The sequence below is a fragment of the Acinetobacter genomosp. 15BJ genome, from assembly GCF_000400715.1.
In the GTDB taxonomy this organism is placed as follows: Bacteria; Pseudomonadota; Gammaproteobacteria; order Pseudomonadales; family Moraxellaceae; genus Acinetobacter.
This window is the reverse complement of sequence record NZ_KE007347.1, coordinates 1,722,509-1,740,991: the sequence shown is the minus strand read 5'-3', so window position 1 is coordinate 1,740,991 and position 18,483 is coordinate 1,722,509. Positions and strand designations below refer to the sequence as shown.

General features: G+C 42.0%; 18 protein-coding genes. 13 read left to right on the top strand and 5 right to left on the bottom strand.

Annotated elements, in window-relative coordinates:
* Window positions 1-140: 140 nt before the first annotated feature.
* The gene (locus F896_RS21055; protein ID WP_171069668.1) at window positions 141-251 is read left to right on the top strand and encodes a hypothetical protein; all 111 of its coding nucleotides are present in this window, start codon (window positions 141-143) and stop codon (window positions 249-251) included.
* 85 nt (window positions 252-336) lie between these two features.
* On the opposite strand, the gene F896_RS06085 is transcribed toward F896_RS21055, so the two are convergent.
* Window positions 337-1,032 carry an alpha/beta hydrolase gene (locus F896_RS06085; protein WP_016164372.1) on the bottom strand — a complete coding sequence of 232 codons (696 nt, stop codon included), beginning with the start codon at window positions 1,030-1,032 and terminating at the stop codon, window positions 337-339.
* 202 nt (window positions 1,033-1,234) lie between these two features.
* Here F896_RS06085 and F896_RS06090 point away from each other — a divergent pair, with 202 nt between their 5' ends.
* Complete coding sequence (locus F896_RS06090; RefSeq protein WP_016164371.1) at window positions 1,235-2,128, top strand: AraC family transcriptional regulator; 894 nt, start codon at window positions 1,235-1,237, stop codon at window positions 2,126-2,128.
* Between the two features lie 82 nt (window positions 2,129-2,210).
* Here the strand turns inward: F896_RS06090 and F896_RS06095 are convergent, their stop codons facing one another.
* Both F896_RS06095 and F896_RS06100 read right to left on the bottom strand, forming a co-directional pair.
* A complete protein-coding gene (locus F896_RS06095; RefSeq protein ID WP_016164370.1) occupies window positions 2,211-2,894 on the bottom strand; it encodes a hypothetical protein in 684 nt (227 codons plus the stop codon).
* Window positions 2,895-2,942: 48 nt separating this feature from the next.
* The gene (locus F896_RS06100) at window positions 2,943-5,114 is read right to left on the bottom strand and encodes a TonB-dependent siderophore receptor (RefSeq protein ID WP_016164369.1); all 2,172 of its coding nucleotides are present in this window, start codon (window positions 5,112-5,114) and stop codon (window positions 2,943-2,945) included.
* A gap of 343 nt (window positions 5,115-5,457) precedes the next feature.
* Between F896_RS06100 and F896_RS06105 the strand changes: the two genes are divergently transcribed.
* Complete coding sequence (locus tag F896_RS06105) at window positions 5,458-6,549, top strand: amidohydrolase family protein (RefSeq protein WP_016164368.1); 1,092 nt, start codon at window positions 5,458-5,460, stop codon at window positions 6,547-6,549.
* Window positions 6,536-7,378 (top strand): SDR family NAD(P)-dependent oxidoreductase, encoded by an 843-nt coding sequence (locus F896_RS06110; protein WP_016164367.1) that lies wholly within the window; start codon window positions 6,536-6,538, stop codon window positions 7,376-7,378. The genes F896_RS06105 and F896_RS06110 overlap by 14 nt, the downstream gene beginning before the upstream one ends.
* 117 nt (window positions 7,379-7,495) lie before the next feature.
* On the opposite strand, the gene F896_RS06115 is transcribed toward F896_RS06110, so the two are convergent.
* Both F896_RS06115 and F896_RS06120 read right to left on the bottom strand, forming a co-directional pair.
* Complete coding sequence (locus F896_RS06115) at window positions 7,496-7,783, bottom strand: DUF1330 domain-containing protein (protein WP_016164366.1); 288 nt, start codon at window positions 7,781-7,783, stop codon at window positions 7,496-7,498.
* Between the two features lie 56 nt (window positions 7,784-7,839).
* Window positions 7,840-8,505 carry a GntR family transcriptional regulator gene (locus F896_RS06120; protein ID WP_032859758.1) on the bottom strand — a complete coding sequence of 222 codons (666 nt, stop codon included), beginning with the start codon at window positions 8,503-8,505 and terminating at the stop codon, window positions 7,840-7,842.
* Window positions 8,506-8,657: 152 nt separating this feature from the next.
* On the opposite strand from F896_RS06120, the gene F896_RS06125 reads away from it, so the two are divergent.
* From F896_RS06125 to F896_RS06165, 9 genes are all read left to right on the top strand, one after another.
* The gene (locus F896_RS06125) at window positions 8,658-9,260 is read left to right on the top strand and encodes an amino acid synthesis family protein (protein WP_016164365.1); all 603 of its coding nucleotides are present in this window, start codon (window positions 8,658-8,660) and stop codon (window positions 9,258-9,260) included.
* Window positions 9,229-10,020, top strand: coding sequence for an alpha/beta fold hydrolase (locus F896_RS20875; protein ID WP_016164364.1), 792 nt, complete (start codon window positions 9,229-9,231; stop codon window positions 10,018-10,020). The genes F896_RS06125 and F896_RS20875 overlap by 32 nt, the downstream gene beginning before the upstream one ends.
* A 24-nt stretch (window positions 10,021-10,044) precedes the next feature.
* The gene (gene tgnA, locus F896_RS20870; RefSeq protein ID WP_016164363.1) at window positions 10,045-10,977 is read left to right on the top strand and encodes a flavin-dependent trigonelline monooxygenase reductase component; all 933 of its coding nucleotides are present in this window, start codon (window positions 10,045-10,047) and stop codon (window positions 10,975-10,977) included.
* Between the two features lie 2 nt (window positions 10,978-10,979).
* Window positions 10,980-12,017 carry a flavin-dependent trigonelline monooxygenase oxygenase component gene (tgnB, locus tag F896_RS06140; protein ID WP_016164362.1) on the top strand — a complete coding sequence of 346 codons (1,038 nt, stop codon included), beginning with the start codon at window positions 10,980-10,982 and terminating at the stop codon, window positions 12,015-12,017.
* 11 nt (window positions 12,018-12,028) lie between these two features.
* Window positions 12,029-13,498, top strand: coding sequence for a (Z)-2-((N-methylformamido)methylene)-5-hydroxybutyrolactone dehydrogenase (tgnC, locus tag F896_RS06145; protein WP_016164361.1), 1,470 nt, complete (start codon window positions 12,029-12,031; stop codon window positions 13,496-13,498).
* A 312-nt stretch (window positions 13,499-13,810) separates the two neighbouring features.
* Window positions 13,811-15,205, top strand: coding sequence for a purine-cytosine permease family protein (locus tag F896_RS06150; RefSeq protein WP_016164360.1), 1,395 nt, complete (start codon window positions 13,811-13,813; stop codon window positions 15,203-15,205).
* A 30-nt stretch (window positions 15,206-15,235) separates the two neighbouring features.
* Complete coding sequence (locus F896_RS06155) at window positions 15,236-16,405, top strand: hypothetical protein (RefSeq protein WP_016164359.1); 1,170 nt, start codon at window positions 15,236-15,238, stop codon at window positions 16,403-16,405.
* A 133-nt stretch (window positions 16,406-16,538) separates the two neighbouring features.
* Window positions 16,539-17,996: an NAD-dependent succinate-semialdehyde dehydrogenase gene (locus F896_RS06160; RefSeq protein ID WP_016164358.1), complete on the top strand. Its 1,458-nt coding sequence runs from the start codon at window positions 16,539-16,541 to the stop codon at window positions 17,994-17,996.
* Complete coding sequence (locus F896_RS06165) at window positions 17,993-18,379, top strand: carboxymuconolactone decarboxylase family protein (RefSeq protein WP_016164357.1); 387 nt, start codon at window positions 17,993-17,995, stop codon at window positions 18,377-18,379. Before F896_RS06160 ends, F896_RS06165 begins: the two co-directional genes overlap by 4 nt.
* The last annotated feature ends 104 nt before the right edge of the window (window positions 18,380-18,483 follow it).

Sequence of the window (18,483 nt, the reverse complement as noted above, 5' to 3'; positions counted from 1 at the left end):
TATTTGGGACTGTTTTCATAACAGTTCCAATTTTTCTATCCTTATCTGTTATATTTTTTTTAGAAAATTCTGTGTCTTTTTTTTGTCTGTATCTTATTGCACTATAACAACATGAGTTGAGCAAAGCCAAAGGTGCCGATATGAGTTTTTTGAAAAAAAAGAATAATGCCAGTTTTGTATTCTTCATCATTACCGTGTATGCATTCCTCGGATTCGGTCTAGGCTACATTATCTGGGAATATGTTTTATAAGCAGCAATTTCTGTGTCTTGTTGAAGCAGGGTTAACACAGACAAATAGGGAATAATACTATTCCCTATTTGGTGGAGAGTCTTATTTATTTTGCCAAAAATGTAGCAGCTTCAGTAATTAAGGCAGTCACTTCTTTCGGCTGTGAAGCCAATGAAGCATGGCTTGCGTTTAAAGAAATCACTTTTTTGGCATTTAAACGTTCAGACATGACGGCTTGGTTTTCTGGGCTGATCATGCGGTCTTGTGTTGAGATTTGATACCAAGAGGGTTTGGTTTTCCAAGCAGGGTTGCTAATGTTATCGCCAAAGGTACTGGCTAAAGGTGCTTTTTGAGTAACACCCATGGCAAAGCCTTCATCTTGGGTGAGATCCTGACAGAAACTTTCGTGAAATTTATCTACTTTTAACCAAAGATAACCATCACTATCTGGTTCTAGATTCGGCGCTGCAACAGGTAAATGTTGTTGGGTAATTGCCCCTGGGCTTTCATTGCTATCTGGTGCAAAGGCGGCAATATAAACCAAACCTACGACATTCGGATGATTACCTGCTTCGGTAATCACTGCTCCGCCGTAAGAATGACCCACCAAAAGCACATCACCATCCACTTGGGCAATCATTTTTTGAGTTCGTTCAACGTCATCTGAGAGAGAGGTTAATGGAAGTTCCACGGCACGTAAGGCCTTATGACCTTGATGGGACAATTCAGTAATCACTTTCGTCCAATGGGCGGCACCGCCCCAAAAACCGTGTACGAGAATAATGGTCGGCTGAGTACTCATATTTATCTCCTAGATAAATGCTATTATATTGAATTTTCAGTGTTTAATAGTGGAAGCTTTACGGTATAAAGAGATATGAAGTGGTGGGTGTTTTTTATACTAACGAAATCTTCTCAAAAGATTATTGGTGTTTTGTTATGCTTTCACAATAACTGAAACGCCAATGTTTTTGCAGAAACACTTTTAAGGACAAAAGCACAAAATGAGTGATGAACAGGATCAGCAGGTGTTCACTGATATCTTCTTTGATATTTATCGCTTCGCCGATATCTCGGGTGAAATCTATGGCGTGGAACATCTCTTAGCACGTAACAAACTGTGCTTTCCTGCCCGATATGCCTATATCCATATTATTCAGCAGGCGAGCTGTCGATTGAGAATCAAACGGATGCAAGTCGATTTGAATTTGCAGCAAGGCGATATTGTTGTGTTGCCTACCAAGTTGGAACATTCGATCGAAGCAGGTAAGGGGCAGGATTCCGTTGCTGCTGTGACGAGCTGCACTTTTCAATTGAACGGTATTTATGGCGAGGCGATTGCAGAAGGATTGCCGAGTTACATTCATGTACCCTCACATCATGATGCTGAAAAAGTCGCTGAATGGGTGCCCATGACCGTGGCAGCGATTCAGCTCGAACTTGAGCATCCAACATTGGGCAGTCGAGTCATGTTGTCCCGAATTATTGATTTACTGCTGGTTTGGTCGATACGCTTTTGGTTGGCTAAAGACCAGATTGAGCATAAAGGCTGGATTTCTGCATTAGGTGATCCAATGGTGAGTAAGGCGCTGTCTTTGATGCATGCACAACCAGCGTATGAATGGGATGTGAATTCGCTTGCCCAACTGACTAAACAGTCTAGATCCAGTTTTTCCAAAAAATTTGTTGAATTGGTTGGCGTATCACCGATGCTGTATTTAAAAAACTGGCGGATGAAGTTAGCCAGTCAATTGCTCAAAGAAACAGATAAAAATATTGCACAAGTTGCTGAATGCGTCGGCTATTCCTCTCAAGCCGCCTTTAGTCGTGCTTTTGCACAGCGTTTTGGTTGTGCACCTAAAAACTTTAGGGCAACGATGAGTCAGTCAATATTTTAGAGCATTCAAGCAAAGGCTTTTGTGAGAATTTAAACTGACGCATCATAAAATGCATCAGCTCATTGAAATCTAAGCTTGGATTTTATTTGTTCAATGACCATTGAATCGCGGCATTAAACAGTTTCAATCCGTCCTCAGATAGATTCGTAAAGGTCTCATTATTGAGAAAAAACATCAGTCGTTTCGCTGGTGCTAGTGACTCATAATCCATGGTTGCACCTTTTTCATAACCCCAGATCGCGACTTTTTCAGGTTGCCCATAAATGGTTGCAATGATGGTTGCACCGAGTCCTGGTTTGCCCCAACTCATTGGCGCTTGCGCTTGATAGACATTATGAGTTCCCGCCGCTAATTGAGCGGATAAAGGATGTGGTGCATTGACTAACCATAGATAACGCTCTTTCTCCACTTCACCAAAATCAGTATCAATCCGTTTACCTGTCATCGCCAGATCATCCAGATAATCATTTTCCCATGTCATCAGCGGAATCGGGAGTTGTCGCCAACCTGATTGCAGATTTTTGGAAGCCACCGTTGAAGAGATGATCACTAGATCCGTGTTTTTTAAACTGTTGGGGGAAACAGATTGATCGAGTAGCTCAACCTGATAGCCCTTGCGTTGCAAGTATTTTTGGATGGTTACATCGACAGAAGAAGATGTGCTATTGAGCTGTGAAATCAGTGCAATACGGGTTTGGGCATACGCAGAGGATGTCCATGTACTAAAGGCAAGGATCATCACCATGAGAGAAAGAAATTTTTTCATATTGATCTCAAAAGCGCAGCAATGAACTTACTGCGCTGATCTGATATTTTAGAATTTAAAAGTGGCACGTAATACCGCTTGACGAGAATCCCCTTGAGACACGGCCAGATTATTGACGCTCGCTGTGTAATAGGTCTTGTCAAAAATATTATTTAAATTAAATTGGAAGTTCACTGCTTGCTTGGCAATTGTGGTGTCATAACTGACAAAGGCATTGGCAAGTGTATACTCAGGTAGCTCAAAGCTATTTTCTGAATCGCCTGCACGTTTACCCACATAATTGCCACTCAAGCCCAAACGTAATTTGCCATTGTAAAGTTCCCCATAATTATAGGCCAAGGCCAGAGAAGCTGTATCTCGTGCCACATTATTCAAGCGATTGCCTTGTAGACCAAGCTCATCTTCAGTGACTTTGGCATCGGTATAGGCATAAGTCAGGGTTGCATCAAGCTGATCTGTTAGTCGTCCAGTGAGGTCGAGTTCAGCACCTTTGGAACGGACTGCGCCTGTGGTATGCAGTTCGATTTCATTGCTCGATGGGTTGGTCACTTTGGCTAAAACATTACGTTTTTTAATATCATATATCGCAAAATTGGCTCTGATACGCTCATTGAATTCGTATTTGGCACCGACTTCATAAGATTTTGCTTGCTCAGGTTTGACGTCCGCATCAATGACTGCATTGCCACCTAAAGGTGCGATTGAGGAAGATGGCTTAAGTGATTCAGTATAGCTGCCATAAAGTGAAAGTTGGTCATTCCATTGGTAGACTAAGCCAGCATGCGGAAGCCACGCATCATCGTTGCTATTGGTGTTTTCCTTAAACGGTCTGCCACGTCCAGCAGTCTGTTGATAGTTCAGATAACGGCCACCGAGTACCGCAATCCATTTTTCATTTAAATGAATTGCATCTTGCACATAAAAACCATAGGTATGCAATTTATCGGTTTGGTCGCTATCGGATGCAACGATATTCCGAGAGGCTTCAACTGTTCCGAACTTTGGATTTAAGTAATCTAAAGTTGAAGTATCACCACGGACCATATCTGGACGGAAATACTTACGGTACTCGATGTCTGAACCAATTTGAAGATCATGTTTTAAACCTAGTAAATTGACCGAACCATTGAGATAGGCTTGGGCATTACTGTCTACACTTTCTGCATTTAAGGTGGCATCGGTACGGCGTGTCACCGTATGGTTGGCTGTATTTAGCTTGGTCACTCGGAGTTGATTGGCATCATAAGTTTCATAGTTATAGCTATAGCCGAAGTGTGCTGACCAAGTATCATTAATCTGGTGATCAACCAATAATTGTGCCAAATGAGCTTCACCTTTCATTTGGTTAAATGCTTCATCTAGGCGTTGATATTTCGAGATCGGTAAGGCTTTTTTAGTTTTAGGATCAAAAATAGTGGAGCGATCAAAAGGCACATCAAAGTCACGATATTGATAACTTAAATTGACTTTGGTTTGACCATTATCCCAACCCAATGACGGTGCAATTAAAGTCTGTTTGAGATTACCGAAATTACGCCAGTAGTCTGCATCGGAATGATCGGCAATAAAACGATAGGCAAAGTTACTGTCATTGATTGCACCCGTGGTATCCAGACTTGCACCTAAACCATTTTTACCTGCGGCGAAGCTTGAACCATAAACTGAAAATTCAGTTTTTTGTGTCGTTTCAGGTTTTTTGGTAATGACATTGACCACACCACCGGGGTCCATAATACCGTAGAGTAAAGACGCAGGCCCTTTTAAAACTTCAACCTGCTCAACCGCAGCATTCATGGTGCGACCTTGCACAATTGGCATGCCATTCACGGTAATCGAGCCATCACGATTATCACCAAAGCCCCGTTTCATGACGGTATCTTGAGTACCTCCCAACGTGTTGCCCTGCGTAATACCACTGACTTGGGTCAGTGCATTATCCAAGTTTGCTGGCAAATAATCTTTCATATATTGTTTAGACACCACATTTACGGTTTGTGGGCTTTCTAGATTATTTTGATTGCCGCGTAATGTTGATGCTGTTTGTGTGGCGATGTAATTTGAGGACTGTTCAGCTTGAACATTAATGGTTGCGAGTTGCGTGGGTTGTATCGCGGTCGTTTCTGCCCACGACAGCACCGGTATTAAAGATAAAAGGAATGGGCTGCTCTGTTTTAAAATTTCAACAGTAATGAGGTTTTTGCGTGGCGAAAAAGCAGACATAGAGATACCTGAGCGATACAGAAAATCGGGTTGATGCAGGAGCGTAATCAACGTATTGGGCTGAAAGGGAGGTTTAGCATGCAATAAGGGGCTTAAGTATAGTTAAATAGGAATCATTTACAATAATGACAGGATTTATAAAAATTAAAGTATTGATAATGCATTTATTATTTTTGCTAATGAATGAATAGGATTCATAGTTAAATATTTAAATAAATCATTTTATTCATAGTGCTTTGTTCAGTAGGCTAAAGTCTCTGACAGTAGATTGAGAACAATAGACAGATGTCATGGATGCGCATCATTTCAGATTTTATATGCTGAACTTATATCGAGTACAACAATGACAAGATTAGATTTTGCAATCATTGATCCGCATATTCATCAGTGGGATCCTTATCACACACCGCATTCCGCAACCTTATTGGTCAAAGCTTTGGGGAAATATCCTGCTGTCATGGATCGGATAGTAAGGTTGGTCAAGCCTAAGCCTTTATTGGATACTTTAGGTTTAACGCAATATGCCTTGAGTCCTTATTTACCTGAGCATTATCAAGCCGACAGTTCTCCATTCTCAGTCGAGAGCGTGGTCCATGTCGAAGCCAACTGGCATCACCATAAAGGCTTTGGCGTGGTGGAAGAAACCCAGTGGATTCAGCAGTTAGACTTTAAAGCACAGGAGATAAAACTAGGTGCAATTGTCGCAACAGCTGACCCAAGAGATCGAAAGTTCAAAGAGATATTAAAAGCACATCAGCAGGCGAGCCCACTCTTTCGCGGTATTCGTAAAATGGCGGCTTGGCATCAAGACAAGGGGATTTACCGCTGGTGTGATCAAGCTCACTTATATCAGGACAAGAAATTTTTAAAAGGTTTTGAGCAACTGGCAAAACTGGATTTATCTTTTGATGCTTGGGGCTATTCCACGCAATTAACAGAAATAACAACTCTTGCTCAGCAATTTCCTAAAACGCGTATTGTGGTTGACCATTTGGCGACACCTGTTGGTCTGTTTGGTGCAGTGGGCAATAAAACGGGAATGACACAATCGCAGCGTGATGCCATTTTTAAACAATGGCAGCAAGATATTGCAGTTCTGGCGGAACAGAAAAATGTCCATGCCAAAATCTCAGGTTTGATGATGCCCGTATTAGGACACCGCTTTTATCAGCAAGATCGTACGGCCAGCATTGCAGAGATGGTGAATTTACTGACCCCTATGATTCAACATGCAATCGCGGTATTTGGTACAGAGCGGATCATGTTTGCATCCAATTTTCCCATGGATAAACCGAATGCTCGTTTAAATGACTTAATCCAAGCCTATATTCAAATGCTGAGTCCTTATGGTGATCAGGCTTTGCATGCCATGTTTAGACAAAACGCTGCTCATTTTTATCAACTTCAAATAGAGTCATCATATGAAAAGTTTTAATCAAAAAGTCGCTGCAATTACGGGCGCGGGATCTGGTATTGGACAACAGCTCGCGATTTTATTGGCACAGCAAGGTGCAGATTTAGCGCTGAGTGATGTCAATGAAAAAGGCTTGGCAGAAACACAGGTATTGCTACAACAGTATCCAGTCAAAGTTACTGTGACTAAACTGGATGTAGCTGATCAGAAAGCCGTGCGTGACTGGGCAGAAGACAGCTTCAAAGCACATGGCAAGATCAACCTGATTTTTAATAATGCAGGTGTTGCGCTCGCCAGTACCGTTGAAGGCATGAGCTATGAAGAATTGGAGTGGATTTTCAAGATTAAATTTTGGGGCGTGGTCTACGGTACCAAAGAGTTCTTGCCCTATTTAAAGCAAAGTGGTGAAGGGCATATTATTAATATTTCCAGTCTATTTGGCTTAACTGCACAGCCGACTCAAAGTGCGTACAACGCGACTAAATTTGCAGTTCGTGGTTTTACCGAAGCCTTACGACAAGAATTAAAACTTCAAAATGATGGGGTGAGTTCAACCTGTGTACATCCGGGAGGAATCCGTACCAATATTGCCAATAGCGCACGGATGAGTGACAGTATTCGGAGTCTAGGCATGAATCCAGCCAAGGCCAGTCAGGCATTTAATAAGGTCTTAAAAACACCACCAGAGCAGGCGGCCAAAGTCATTCTAGATGCGGTGAAAGCGGATAAAGCACGGATCTTGATTGGCAATGATGCCAAAGTACTGGATCTGATTCAGCGGATTACACCGACGCATTATTCGCATGCCTTAAGTTTTTTTAGCAAGAAATCCAAAAAAAATAAGGCTTAAAGCATTCGGATAGGTATTGAAATCATTGAGATTATATTCAATTTTAACAAGACAACTGAATGATTTGAGCGTGCATAAAAGAAGGTTTAATTGGACTTTCTTTTATGCATATATGATTTAATCCAGACTTTCTACAATACTGATCATCACATCAGCACAATCTTTACGGGCAAGCCGTGCTTGAGTATATTCTTCTGAATGGTAACAAGCCTGCGCTGTTGCTAAGTCAGAGAATTTAATAATGACATGACGTTGATATTCTGTGCCTTCTAAGCAAGTCGAGTTGCCGCCTCTGGCAAGAAACGTTGCACCATATTTTTCAAAAGCCTGCGGTGCTAAAGCCATATATTGTTTATATTGCTCCAGATCATGAATAGTAACGTGTGCAATCCAGTAAGCTGACATTCTTATATCCTTTTCTACTCTTTAAGGCTTTAACGGCATTTAGATTTCCGTTTGAATCATGAACTTTCCAAAATGTTTTTTGCCACTGAGGCCGCTTCAGCAATATGCTCAGCAACAGCCTGTTTGGCTTTGTCAGCATCTTGATGCAAGTAAATGGCTTCACACATATTTTTTATACGTTGATAACCTGAAATTTCACGTTTGGTTGATTTCATGGTCATGGCTCGAAGACGGCTAATACGACCATTTAAGCGTTGCACCACTTCCCACGCGATATAATGTTTCGCTGTGGTAAAAATTGTTTCATAGAGCTTTGCTGAGGTCGCAATAATCAAATTAATATCATCAGCAGCGAACGCTTGTTCAAGTTCTGCCAAGAGCTGTTTCAATTGCTGAGTGGTGTGATCGGTCAGATTTTGGGTACAGTCCGCAACTGCACTTTGCTCCAGTAAAAGACGAATCTCATAGATCTGTGACGCAATTTCCCAATCCAGCAACGAAACAATCGGTCCTTTATTGGGCAAGATTTCAACTAGGCCCTCGGCTTCCAGATAGCGAATCACTTCTCGTACTACAGAACGGCTAACACCGAGTTCTTCACATAATGTACGTTCAACCAGCCTTTTCCCTGAAGGGAAATAGCCCGTAATAATGGCATTACGCACTTTATCTAGACAAAGCTCGCGTAAAGTCACAGGCGGGTTTTCAATTTTAAGATTCATAGAAATTAATTTTTCCATATTTCAGTAATGCAGAATTTTGTTACATGTTCCTTGCTAAAAATTAGCATAGCAAAATCTTGCTTTTTTTTCATTATGTATTATGGTATACCATAATACGAATGACAAGATGTATTCTCAAACAAGGAAGAACAATGAATCTAATCCGTAAAACTGTGCTTCATGTGGAAACGACTTATATAGATGGCAGTAAAGAAGCATCGACACCTTTAAAAATGGTTGCAGCCGCTGTAGTGATTAAAAATCCATGGGCTGGTCAAGGTTATGTAGAAAACCTAAGCCCTGAAATTCGCCGTATTGCTCCAATTCTAAGTGAGCATTTAACCAAACTGATTCTTGATGAAGTTGGTTCAGGTGAAGCAGTAGAAGCATTTGGTAAAAGTGCTGTCGTTGGTTTGGAGGGTGAACTTGAACATGCTTCTGCGCTTATTCATACCTTGCATTTTGGTAATACCTACCGCAGTGCAGTCGGTGCAAAGTCTTATTTAGCATTTAACAATACTCGTGGCCCCGCAAATGCGCCGATTCTAATTCCAATGATGGACAAAAATGATGAGGGACGTCGTTCTCATTATTTGACTTTACAGTTTGCAATCCCAGACGCACCCGCAGCCGATGAACTTGTGGTTGTGATTGGTGCAGCAACAGGTGGTCGTCCTCATCACCGTATTGGTGATCGTTATCAAGATTTGGAAGAGTTAGGTCATGATCTCAAAAACCCTGCAGCTGTCAAATAATCGTACTGCTCATTATTTTGAACAAGGCGAAGGAGAACCTTTGGTTCTGATCCATGGAGTTGGAATGCAAGCAGCAGCATGGTATCCACAAATTGATTTTTTTTCGAAACATTATCGAGTGATCTCGGTGGACATGCCAGGACATGGACAAAGTACAAAACTTGCGGATGGTGCACCTTTAAAAGCATTTGTTGATTGGACAATTGAATTTATTACAGCATTGAATCTGGGTGCAGTGAATTTAGCAGGGCATTCGATGGGTTCATTGATTACAACGGGGGTGAGCGCAACTCGCCCTGATTTGATCAAGCGAATGGCTGTATTAAATGGCGTATATAAACGTACAGCGATTGCTCGGGATGCTGTTGTCCATCGTGCAGAAGAGTTAAAAACGGGTCATATTGATATTGAGACACCATTACAACGTTGGTTTGGCGAAAGTGAAGCAGAGAAAATCGCTGCTGCGAGAGTGAAATCATGGTTGGAAAATGTGGATTTATCTGGTTATACCACGGCTTATTCGGCATTTGCACACGGTGATGCAACCTATGCAGATGATTGGGCAAAAATTAAATGTCCAGCATTGGTTTTAACTGGAACAGATGACCCAAATTCGACTGCCGAAATGGCAGTACAAATGGCGAGCCAAGCACAAAATGGCAAAGCCATCGTAATTGAAAATGAACGACATATGGTGAATTTGACCGCACCAGATAAAGTAAATAATGCAATGCAAGCATGGTTGGAAACCAGCGTCTAAGTTGCTTGATAAAGGAATAGGGCAATGAGTGAAATGGATACGATAAATAAAATACGTGAACTACGTGATGCCTTTGGGTCATTTATGACAGGCGTAACAGTAGTCACCACTTGTAAAGCAGATGGAACCCCATTGGGCTTTACAGCAAACTCTTTTGCTTCGGTGTCTTTGGACCCTGCTTTGCTGCTCGTTAGCATTGTCAAGACATCGAGCAATTATCATAACTTTGCAGATGCTTCACATTTCGCGATCAATATTTTGGCAGAAGAGCAAAAGGATGTTTCAAATACATTTGCACGTCCAAGTGATGACCGTTTTGCTAATTTGGCATGGAGCAAAAGTGCTTTCCAAAACCCTTTGATTGATCATGTCAGTGCTTGGTTTGATTGCACCACCTATCAAATCGTTGATGCCGGTGATCATGCAATTTTGATTGGTAAAGTGGAAAACTTTGCTTCGGCAGGTTTTGCAGGTTTGGGATATTACCGTGGTGGTTATTTCACACCAGCAAAACTTTCGGCAGAAGTGATTTCAGGGCCAAAAGTTGTAATTAGTTCCATTATTGGACATGAAAATAAAATTTTATTGGAACAAACGGCCGATCAAAAATGGACGATTCCTCATCTCTTGGTTGAGAAGGATGGTGCAGATAAAGCACTTGAAAAAATCTTTGCTGCTTATCAACCAGATGCTTCTGCCAGCTTTATCTATTCAGTTTATGAAAATATAGAGAATCAGCAACAGTACATCTCATTTTTATGTAATACCCCCATCGCCAATGCGACCAAAGGTCAGTTTGTTGATTTGAATGATTTAGATCAACTTAGTTTTGTAGATAGTGCTTTGCAAAGTATGTTGATGCGCTACCGTAAAGAAAATCATCTCAAAACCTATGGGGTTTATTACGGTAATCAAACCAGCGGTACGGTTCGTCAAATTGTTAAAGAGGAAGTTTAACTATGCGTTTTTCATTATTTGTACACATGGAACGTGTTTCTGATCAACAAACGCAGAAGCAGCTCTATGATGAAATGATCGAACTTTGCCAGATTGCTGACCAAGGTGGGATGCATGCAATTTGGACGGGTGAGCATCATGCGATGAATTTTACCATTGCACCGAATCCCTTTATTAACCTTGCTGATATTGCGAATAAAACCAAGAATGTTCGTTTGGGTACAGGAACGGTCGTAGCACCATTCTGGCATCCGATTAAACTTGCAGGTGAAGCAGCTATGACGGACATTATTAGTAATGGTCGTTTGGATATCGGTATCGCACGTGGGGCTTATTCATTTGAATATGAACGAATGGTGCCAGGTATGGATGCATGGGGTGCAGGTCAGCGTATGCGTGAAATGATTCCTGCAGTGAAGAACCTATGGAAAGGCGATTATGAGCATAATGGTGAGTTTTGGCAGTTCCCAAAAACCACGTCTGCGCCTCAACCATTGCAACAACCCCATCCACCAATTTGGGTTGCGGCGCGTGATCCGAATAGCCATGAGTTTGCAGTTGAAAATGGCTGTAACGTTCAAGTGACTCCATTGCACTTTGGGGATGATGAAGTCGAAAAATTGATGGGACATTTTAATGCAGCTTGTGAAAAGTTTGCAGATGTACCACGTCCTGAAATTATGTTATTGCGCCATACTTATGTCGCTGATAGTGAAGAAGATGCACAAGTTGCAGCAGATGAAATTAATGCATTCTATAACTATTTTGGCGCATGGTTTAAAAATGAGCGTGAAATTACCCAAGGTCTAATCGCTCCGATTAGCAAACAAGAAATGGCTGAACACCCATTCTATTCAGCAGAAGCGATGCGTAAAAATAATGTGATTGGTCAAGCACAAGAAGTGATTGATCGCTTAAAAGCTTATGAAGCAATGGGTTATAACGAGTATTCATTCTGGATTGATACAGGAATGAGCTTTGAACGTAAAAAAGCATCGTTACAACGTATGATCAACGAAGTGATGCCCGCATTTGCATAGGAGAGAAGACGATGACTTCTCAATTTCAGTTGTACATCAATGGTCAGTTTGAGGATGGTGCTGCTCAATTCGACAGTATTAATCCTGCAACAGGACAAGTTTGGGAAAAAATGCCTGAAGCACGTACAGATCAAGTCAATCGCGCAGTTGTTGCGGCATCTCAGGCTCTGCAAGATGCAGCTTGGGCTGGTTTAACCGCCTCACAGCGTGGAAAACTGTTGTATAAACTTGCTGATTTAATCGAAAAAACTGCACCGCAACTGGCTCAGTATGAAACCAGTGATACGGGCAAGATCATTCGTGAGACGTCGAGCCAAATTGCTTATGTGGCTGAATATTATCGTTATTACGCAGGGATTGCCGACAAGCTTGAAGGCAGTTATTTACCGATTGATAAGCAGGATATGCAAGCATGGACGATCCGCGAACCTGTCGGTGTGATTGCAGCGATTGTACCGTGGAATAGTCAGTTATTTCTCTCGGCAGTCAAACTGGGGCCCGCTTTGGCCGCTGGATGTACTGTTGTACTGAAAGCATCAGAAGAGGGTCCAGCACCGTTACTGGCTTTTGCGCGCTTAGTACATGAAGCAGGTTTTCCTGCGGGTGTGGTCAACGTCATTACAGGTTTTGGTCCTGAATGTGGGGCGGTGTTAAGTAGTCATCCAGATATTGCACATGTGGCATTTACGGGAGGCCCTGAAACAGCACGGCATATTGTGCGTAATTCGGCTGAGAACCTGGCGAAAGTATCACTTGAGTTAGGTGGCAAATCCCCGTTTATTGTATTCGCTGATGCGGATCTGCAAAGTGCGGTCAATGCTCAAGTTGCGGCAATTTTTGCGGCAACAGGACAGAGTTGTGTTGCTGGCTCACGATTATTGGTTGAAGACAGTATAAAAGATGAGTTTGTACAGCGTCTAGTTGAGCGAGTGCAGACCATTAAAATTGGTTTACCTGAAGACATGGCAACCGAATACGGGCCGTTATGCACATTACGTCAACGTGAAAAGATTGAGCAGGTGGTGGCCAGCTCAATTCAGCAAGGTGCAAAATTATTAACCGGCGGAAAATCATTGGCAAGGGAGGGGTATTACTATCCTCCAACGATTTTGGATTGTAGTGATGTCCCGCAAGCAGATTGCGTCATGACTGAGTTATTTGGTCCTGTTTTATCTGTGGTGAGTTTTAGTACTGAGGCAGAAGCGATTCAAAAAGCCAACAATACCCCTTATGGACTGGCAGCAGGAGTGTTTACCAACAACTTAAACCGCGCGCATCGTATGACCAAAGCTATTCGTTCAGGCATTGTCTGGTTGAATACTTATCGTGCCGTTTCACCATTGGCGCCGTTTGGTGGTCATGGTTTATCGGGTCATGGTCGTGAAGGTGGTTCAGATGCTGTGCTGGATTACACCACCACAAAAACGGTTTGGTTACGTACCTCGGATCAACCGATTGATGATCCTTTTGTAATGCGTTAACACTGCAAAAGGTCGAGTTCAGGATTTCTATTTCAAGGATGAAAAACATGAAAATGCAGAACGCTGAAATTCCATAAATCTCAGGCTGGGTGAGAAAAGTTAGATTTTGTTGAGCATGTATCATGCGTCGACTGTACCTGTTTTATCTTTTTTTCCTGACTTTCATGCATATCGCTCAACCAAGGGCTGCAAACAATAGAAATAAATGTCAGGCCGTCTGGATATGGCACTGGCAAGGCAGGTTGTGAAACCTACGTTTACTCTCACGAATTGATATTGAGGAAATGAGTTCCTCAAAGAGAGATTAAGGATATGAGCCAAAATGAGAAAAATGCTTTCGCGATAGAAAGTCATTCAATTGATTATGTTGATCCTTCCGAGCGTCACGGAAAAGTTCGGGATTTATTTACCTTATGGTTTTGTACCAATATTGCACCTTTGGCTGTGATTACGGGTGCAATGTCCATGCTAACCTTTAAATTAAGCCTAATTAGCGCCTTGCTCGCAATTTGTTGCGGTCATTTTTTTGGTGCGGCTATTCTGGCACTCACTTCAGCTCAGGGACCACAGGTGGGTATTCCACAAATGATTCAGAGCCGTGCACAGTTTGGACGTTATGGTGCGTTACTGGTTGTATTGTTTACCACGTTAATTTATCTCGGGTTTTTTATTTCCAATATTATTCTTTCGGGGAAAACATTGCATACCGTTGTGCCCGCTATTCCTGTTCCAACTGCGACGGTGATAGGTGCGATTGCTGCAACCACAATCGGGATTGTGGGCTATCACCTGATTCATAAGTTCAACAAGATTGGCACTTGGTTTATGGGCGGTTCATTGTTAATCGGCCTCATGATCATGATTCCGCATATCAATGCAGAGGTGTTGGCAAAAGGCTCGTTTAATCTGAAAGGCTGGTTTGCCATGTTTGGTTTATGTGCGGTCTGGCAAATCAGTTTCTCTCCTTATACCTCAGATTATTCAAGATATTTACCTAAAAGTATCGGGATTTATAAACCCTTTATCTATACCTATTTAGGCGCCGCGCTTGGTACGATCTTTGCGATGAGCTTTGGGACGGTTGCGGTGAGTATTGGCTCAACTACAGATGCCATGGAAGCCGTTAAATCTGGAACAGGACTGTTTGGCTATGTGCTGATGATTTTATTCCTGTGCAATATTATCGGACACAATGCCATGAATTTATATGGTGCAGTGCTGTCTTGTATCACCTCGATTCAAACTTTTGCGGGGCAATGGATACCAAGTAAAAATGTGCGTATCAGTCTGTCCATTATTGTTTTAATTCTGGCAACCTTTACCGCACTGTGGGCTTCGAGCAACTTTATCAGTTTCTTCCTCAATGTCATTTTTGCCTTGTTGTTTATTCTGGTTCCTTGGGTATCGATTAACTTGCTGGATTTCTATGTTATCAATAAGAAATCTTATGATATTCCTTCTATTTTCGCTCAGGATGGTGGTATCTACGGTAAATTCAATGTCAAAGCCTTAACCGCTTATTTCTTCGGTATCGTGATTCAGATTCCATTCCTCACCAATGCTTTCTTCACGGGACCATTCGCCAATATCGTTCCTGATGTCGATATTTCATGGGTCATTGGTTTAGTCGTGAGCTTCGTGGTGTATTACGCCTTTAATCTCGGAAAGATTAAGTGTAATCGTCCTGCATTTAATGCAAATGCATAAGCAGAACTGGATAAGAAAGGAATCTGGAAGATGAAAAAAATTGATTTGCAGTTCGCCCTAACCACCGTTTTGCTGAGCATGATCTCGTCAAGTTATGCGGGGATCAGTTTTGGAGACGCGACAGCCGATACAGGTAAGTTGACGATATCGGGTTATGTACGTGCCAATTATCAAGATAAGGATTATGGTGAAGCAGCCTCTGAACATAAAATCCGTTTTGATGCTGCACAGCTGAAACTGGACTATGAACGTGGGCAGTTATTTGGACATGCTGAATATCGTTGCTATCAATACGATAGCTTATGTGATTTTTCGAGTCTGATTGATGCCTATGTTGGCTATCATTTGAATCAGACTGATCAGCTGGTGGTGGGAATGCAGCCGATTGCTTTTGGACCTGCACGATTCTGGGGCAACAGTTTATATGGCAGTATCAATACCACAGCTGGTTTAGAAGATGTGCATAACCTTGGTTTAAATTATCATTTTGAATTACCGAGCGCGACTCAATTCGATGTCGGTTATTTTGCTAAGGATGCCGGTCATTACCAAGGAAGTACGCGAGATTCTGGACGCTATACTGCCAATTATGTGAGCTCAAATGACAGTACTAAAAGTGGGCTACAGGAAAAAAATATGTGGGTGGGGCGTATAACGCAAGATATCTCTTTAGGAGTAACTGGTTTAAGCACCGAAGTTGGAGGCTCTTACTGGACTTCGGAAATTGAAAATAAAACCATGTCTCAAACAGGAAGACGTCATGCCTGGGCACTATTTAGCAAATTTAATTATGGCAATCTGGGACTGACATTAACGGGTGGGAAAAATGATGTCACGAATAAAGACTCGATTGACTCTATAGCCTCACTCATGGGTTCATATGACAGCGAATATTACGTTGCCAATAAAGCAACTTATTATACGGCTGATATTGGCTATGCCTTTAAAGATGTTAAACAGATTGGCAATATTACGCCTTATTTTATGCATAGCCGCTACAACAAAGATCAAGCTGGTGCACAGGATTCGACCCGTAATATTCTGGGTGTCGCAATCGACCATAAACAGCTTTCTTTGGTCGCTGAATATATCATGAGTAAGAATGATCCTTTTATTGGTGGGGCTCAAGACTCACTGGCGATGGGTGATGATGAGAAGTGGAACAAATTATTAAACCTAACATTGTTCTATTACTTTTAGGATCAGTAAGTACATTCGGGCGACCGAAAATTTTTTTCAAGATTTTTCTGGTATGCCATAATACAAGATGGGTGGTTTTTCAGACGCTTAATTAGCTGTTGAACTATTCCAACATCATTACAGGATAACGTGTATGCAACTTCAACAAATGCAACTCTTCCACCAACAAGCGCTTATTGCTGGACAGTGGTGTGATGCTGACAATCAGCAAACTTCAGAGATTTATAATCCTGCGACACAAGAAATGATCGGTACTGTGCCGAATATGGGGAAGGCTGAAGCGGATCGTGCCATTCAGGCTGCTGTGAAGCATTGGGCAGCATGGAAAAATAAAACAGCTAAAGATCGTTCCATTATTTTAAAAAAATGGTTTGACCTCATGGTTGCACATGCCGATGAACTGGCATTTATTTTAACCAGTGAGCAGGGCAAACCTTTAACAGAAGCTAGAGGTGAAATTCTTTATGCCGCCAGTTTTGTGGAGTGGTTTGCTGAAGAAGCCAAACGGGTTTATGGGGATACCATTCCTAGTCCTTATCCTGATGCACGGATTATCGTCAGTAAACAACCTATGGGGGTCATTGCAGCGATTACTCCTTGGAACTTTCCAGCAGCCATGATTACCCGTAAAGTTGCACCCGCTTTGGCAGCAGGATGTCCATGTATTGTGAAACCAGCACCAGAAACTCCTTTTACGGCTTTAGCTTTGGTTGATCTTGCTGTTCAAGCAGGTATTCCAGCAGAAATTTTTAGTGTCATCACTGGAGATGCCGTGAGCATAGGTGATGCAATTTTTGAGAGTGATGATGTACGCAAATTCACCTTCACTGGCTCCACGCCTGTAGGGAAATTACTTTACCAGCGTTCAGCTCAGACCTTGAAGAAAGTCTCTCTCGAGTTAGGCGGTAATGCGCCGTTTATTGTGTTTGATGATGCTGATCTGGATGCTGCGATTGAGGGTGCATTGATTGCCAAATATCGCAACGCTGGGCAAACCTGTGTTTGTGTCAATCGGTTTCTGGTTCAGGAAGGCATTTATGAACGCTTCATTACGGCATTAACTGCCAAAGTGAATGCTTTTGCCATTGGTAATGGACTCGTAGCTGGAAATGAGATTGGTCCTTTAATTAATAGCAATGCAGTGAAAAAAGTTGAAGCACATGTTGCCGATGCTTTGGCAAAAACCGGGCGCTTAATTACGGGCGGCAAGCGTCATCAGGCAGGGGAGCTGTTTTATGAACCAACCATTATCGCTGATGCAACCATTGAAATGGATGTTGCAACTCAGGAAACCTTTGGACCTTTAGCCGCTGTTTTTAAATTTGAAACTGAGCTGCAGGCCATCGAGATGGCGAATGCGACTGAATTTGGTCTAGCAGCTTATTGTTATACCAAAGATTTGGGGCGGGCATGGCGTATGAGTGAACAACTGGAATATGGCATGGTGGGAATCAATAAAGGGTTAATTTCCAATGAAGTTGCTCCTTTTGGCGGGATTAAACATTCAGGTTTAGGCCGAGAAGGATCAAAATACGGGATCGAAGATTATCTTGAAATCAAATACACCTTATTTGGAGGATTGAATCCATGAGCAATGAAAAATTTGAAAAAGGTTTAGTAATCCGTAAACAGGTGCTTGGCGAAAACTACGTCAATAATTCAATCAATAATGCGGATGACTTTAACTTACCCTTACAGGAATTAGTCACAGAATATTGTTGGGGAGCCGTCTGGGGGCGTGAGGAATTAAGTAAACCAGAACGCAGCATGATTAATTTGGCTATGATTTCAGCGCTCAATCGTCCGCATGAACTTAAACTTCATGTCAAAGGCGCCTTACGGAATGGTGTACCAAAAGAAAAAATCCGAGAAGTACTGTTACAGGTTGCAATTTACTGTGGTGTGCCAGCTGCGGTAGACAGTTTTCGAATTGCAAAAGAAGCGATTCAAGAATTTGAACAAGAAAATAATTAGCTGGGGTGGTACGCACTTCTGATTCGCATGAAGAGGAAGTGCATACCAAAATATTAATCATTTTTATATTTATGAAGTAAATCGGAATAAGAGTTCAACCTGAT

Coding starts and splice junctions, on each gene's coding strand:
- F896_RS21055 (WP_171069668.1), top strand. CDS start 141: ATGAGTTTTTTGAAAAAAAAGAATAATGCCAGTTTTGTATTCTTCATC.
- F896_RS06085 (WP_016164372.1), bottom strand. CDS start 1,032: ATGAGTACTCAGCCGACCATTATTCTCGTACACGGTTTTTGGGGCGGT.
- F896_RS06090 (WP_016164371.1), top strand. CDS start 1,235: ATGAGTGATGAACAGGATCAGCAGGTGTTCACTGATATCTTCTTTGAT.
- F896_RS06095 (WP_016164370.1), bottom strand. CDS start 2,894: ATGAAAAAATTTCTTTCTCTCATGGTGATGATCCTTGCCTTTAGTACA.
- F896_RS06100 (WP_016164369.1), bottom strand. CDS start 5,114: ATGTCTGCTTTTTCGCCACGCAAAAACCTCATTACTGTTGAAATTTTA.
- F896_RS06105 (WP_016164368.1), top strand. CDS start 5,458: ATGACAAGATTAGATTTTGCAATCATTGATCCGCATATTCATCAGTGG.
- F896_RS06110 (WP_016164367.1), top strand. CDS start 6,536: ATGAAAAGTTTTAATCAAAAAGTCGCTGCAATTACGGGCGCGGGATCT.
- F896_RS06115 (WP_016164366.1), bottom strand. CDS start 7,783: ATGTCAGCTTACTGGATTGCACACGTTACTATTCATGATCTGGAGCAA.
- F896_RS06120 (WP_032859758.1), bottom strand. CDS start 8,505: ATGAATCTTAAAATTGAAAACCCGCCTGTGACTTTACGCGAGCTTTGT.
- F896_RS06125 (WP_016164365.1), top strand. CDS start 8,658: ATGAATCTAATCCGTAAAACTGTGCTTCATGTGGAAACGACTTATATA.
- F896_RS20875 (WP_016164364.1), top strand. CDS start 9,229: ATGATCTCAAAAACCCTGCAGCTGTCAAATAATCGTACTGCTCATTAT.
- tgnA (WP_016164363.1), top strand. CDS start 10,045: ATGAGTGAAATGGATACGATAAATAAAATACGTGAACTACGTGATGCC.
- tgnB (WP_016164362.1), top strand. CDS start 10,980: ATGCGTTTTTCATTATTTGTACACATGGAACGTGTTTCTGATCAACAA.
- tgnC (WP_016164361.1), top strand. CDS start 12,029: ATGACTTCTCAATTTCAGTTGTACATCAATGGTCAGTTTGAGGATGGT.
- F896_RS06150 (WP_016164360.1), top strand. CDS start 13,811: ATGAGCCAAAATGAGAAAAATGCTTTCGCGATAGAAAGTCATTCAATT.
- F896_RS06155 (WP_016164359.1), top strand. CDS start 15,236: ATGAAAAAAATTGATTTGCAGTTCGCCCTAACCACCGTTTTGCTGAGC.
- F896_RS06160 (WP_016164358.1), top strand. CDS start 16,539: ATGCAACTTCAACAAATGCAACTCTTCCACCAACAAGCGCTTATTGCT.
- F896_RS06165 (WP_016164357.1), top strand. CDS start 17,993: ATGAGCAATGAAAAATTTGAAAAAGGTTTAGTAATCCGTAAACAGGTG.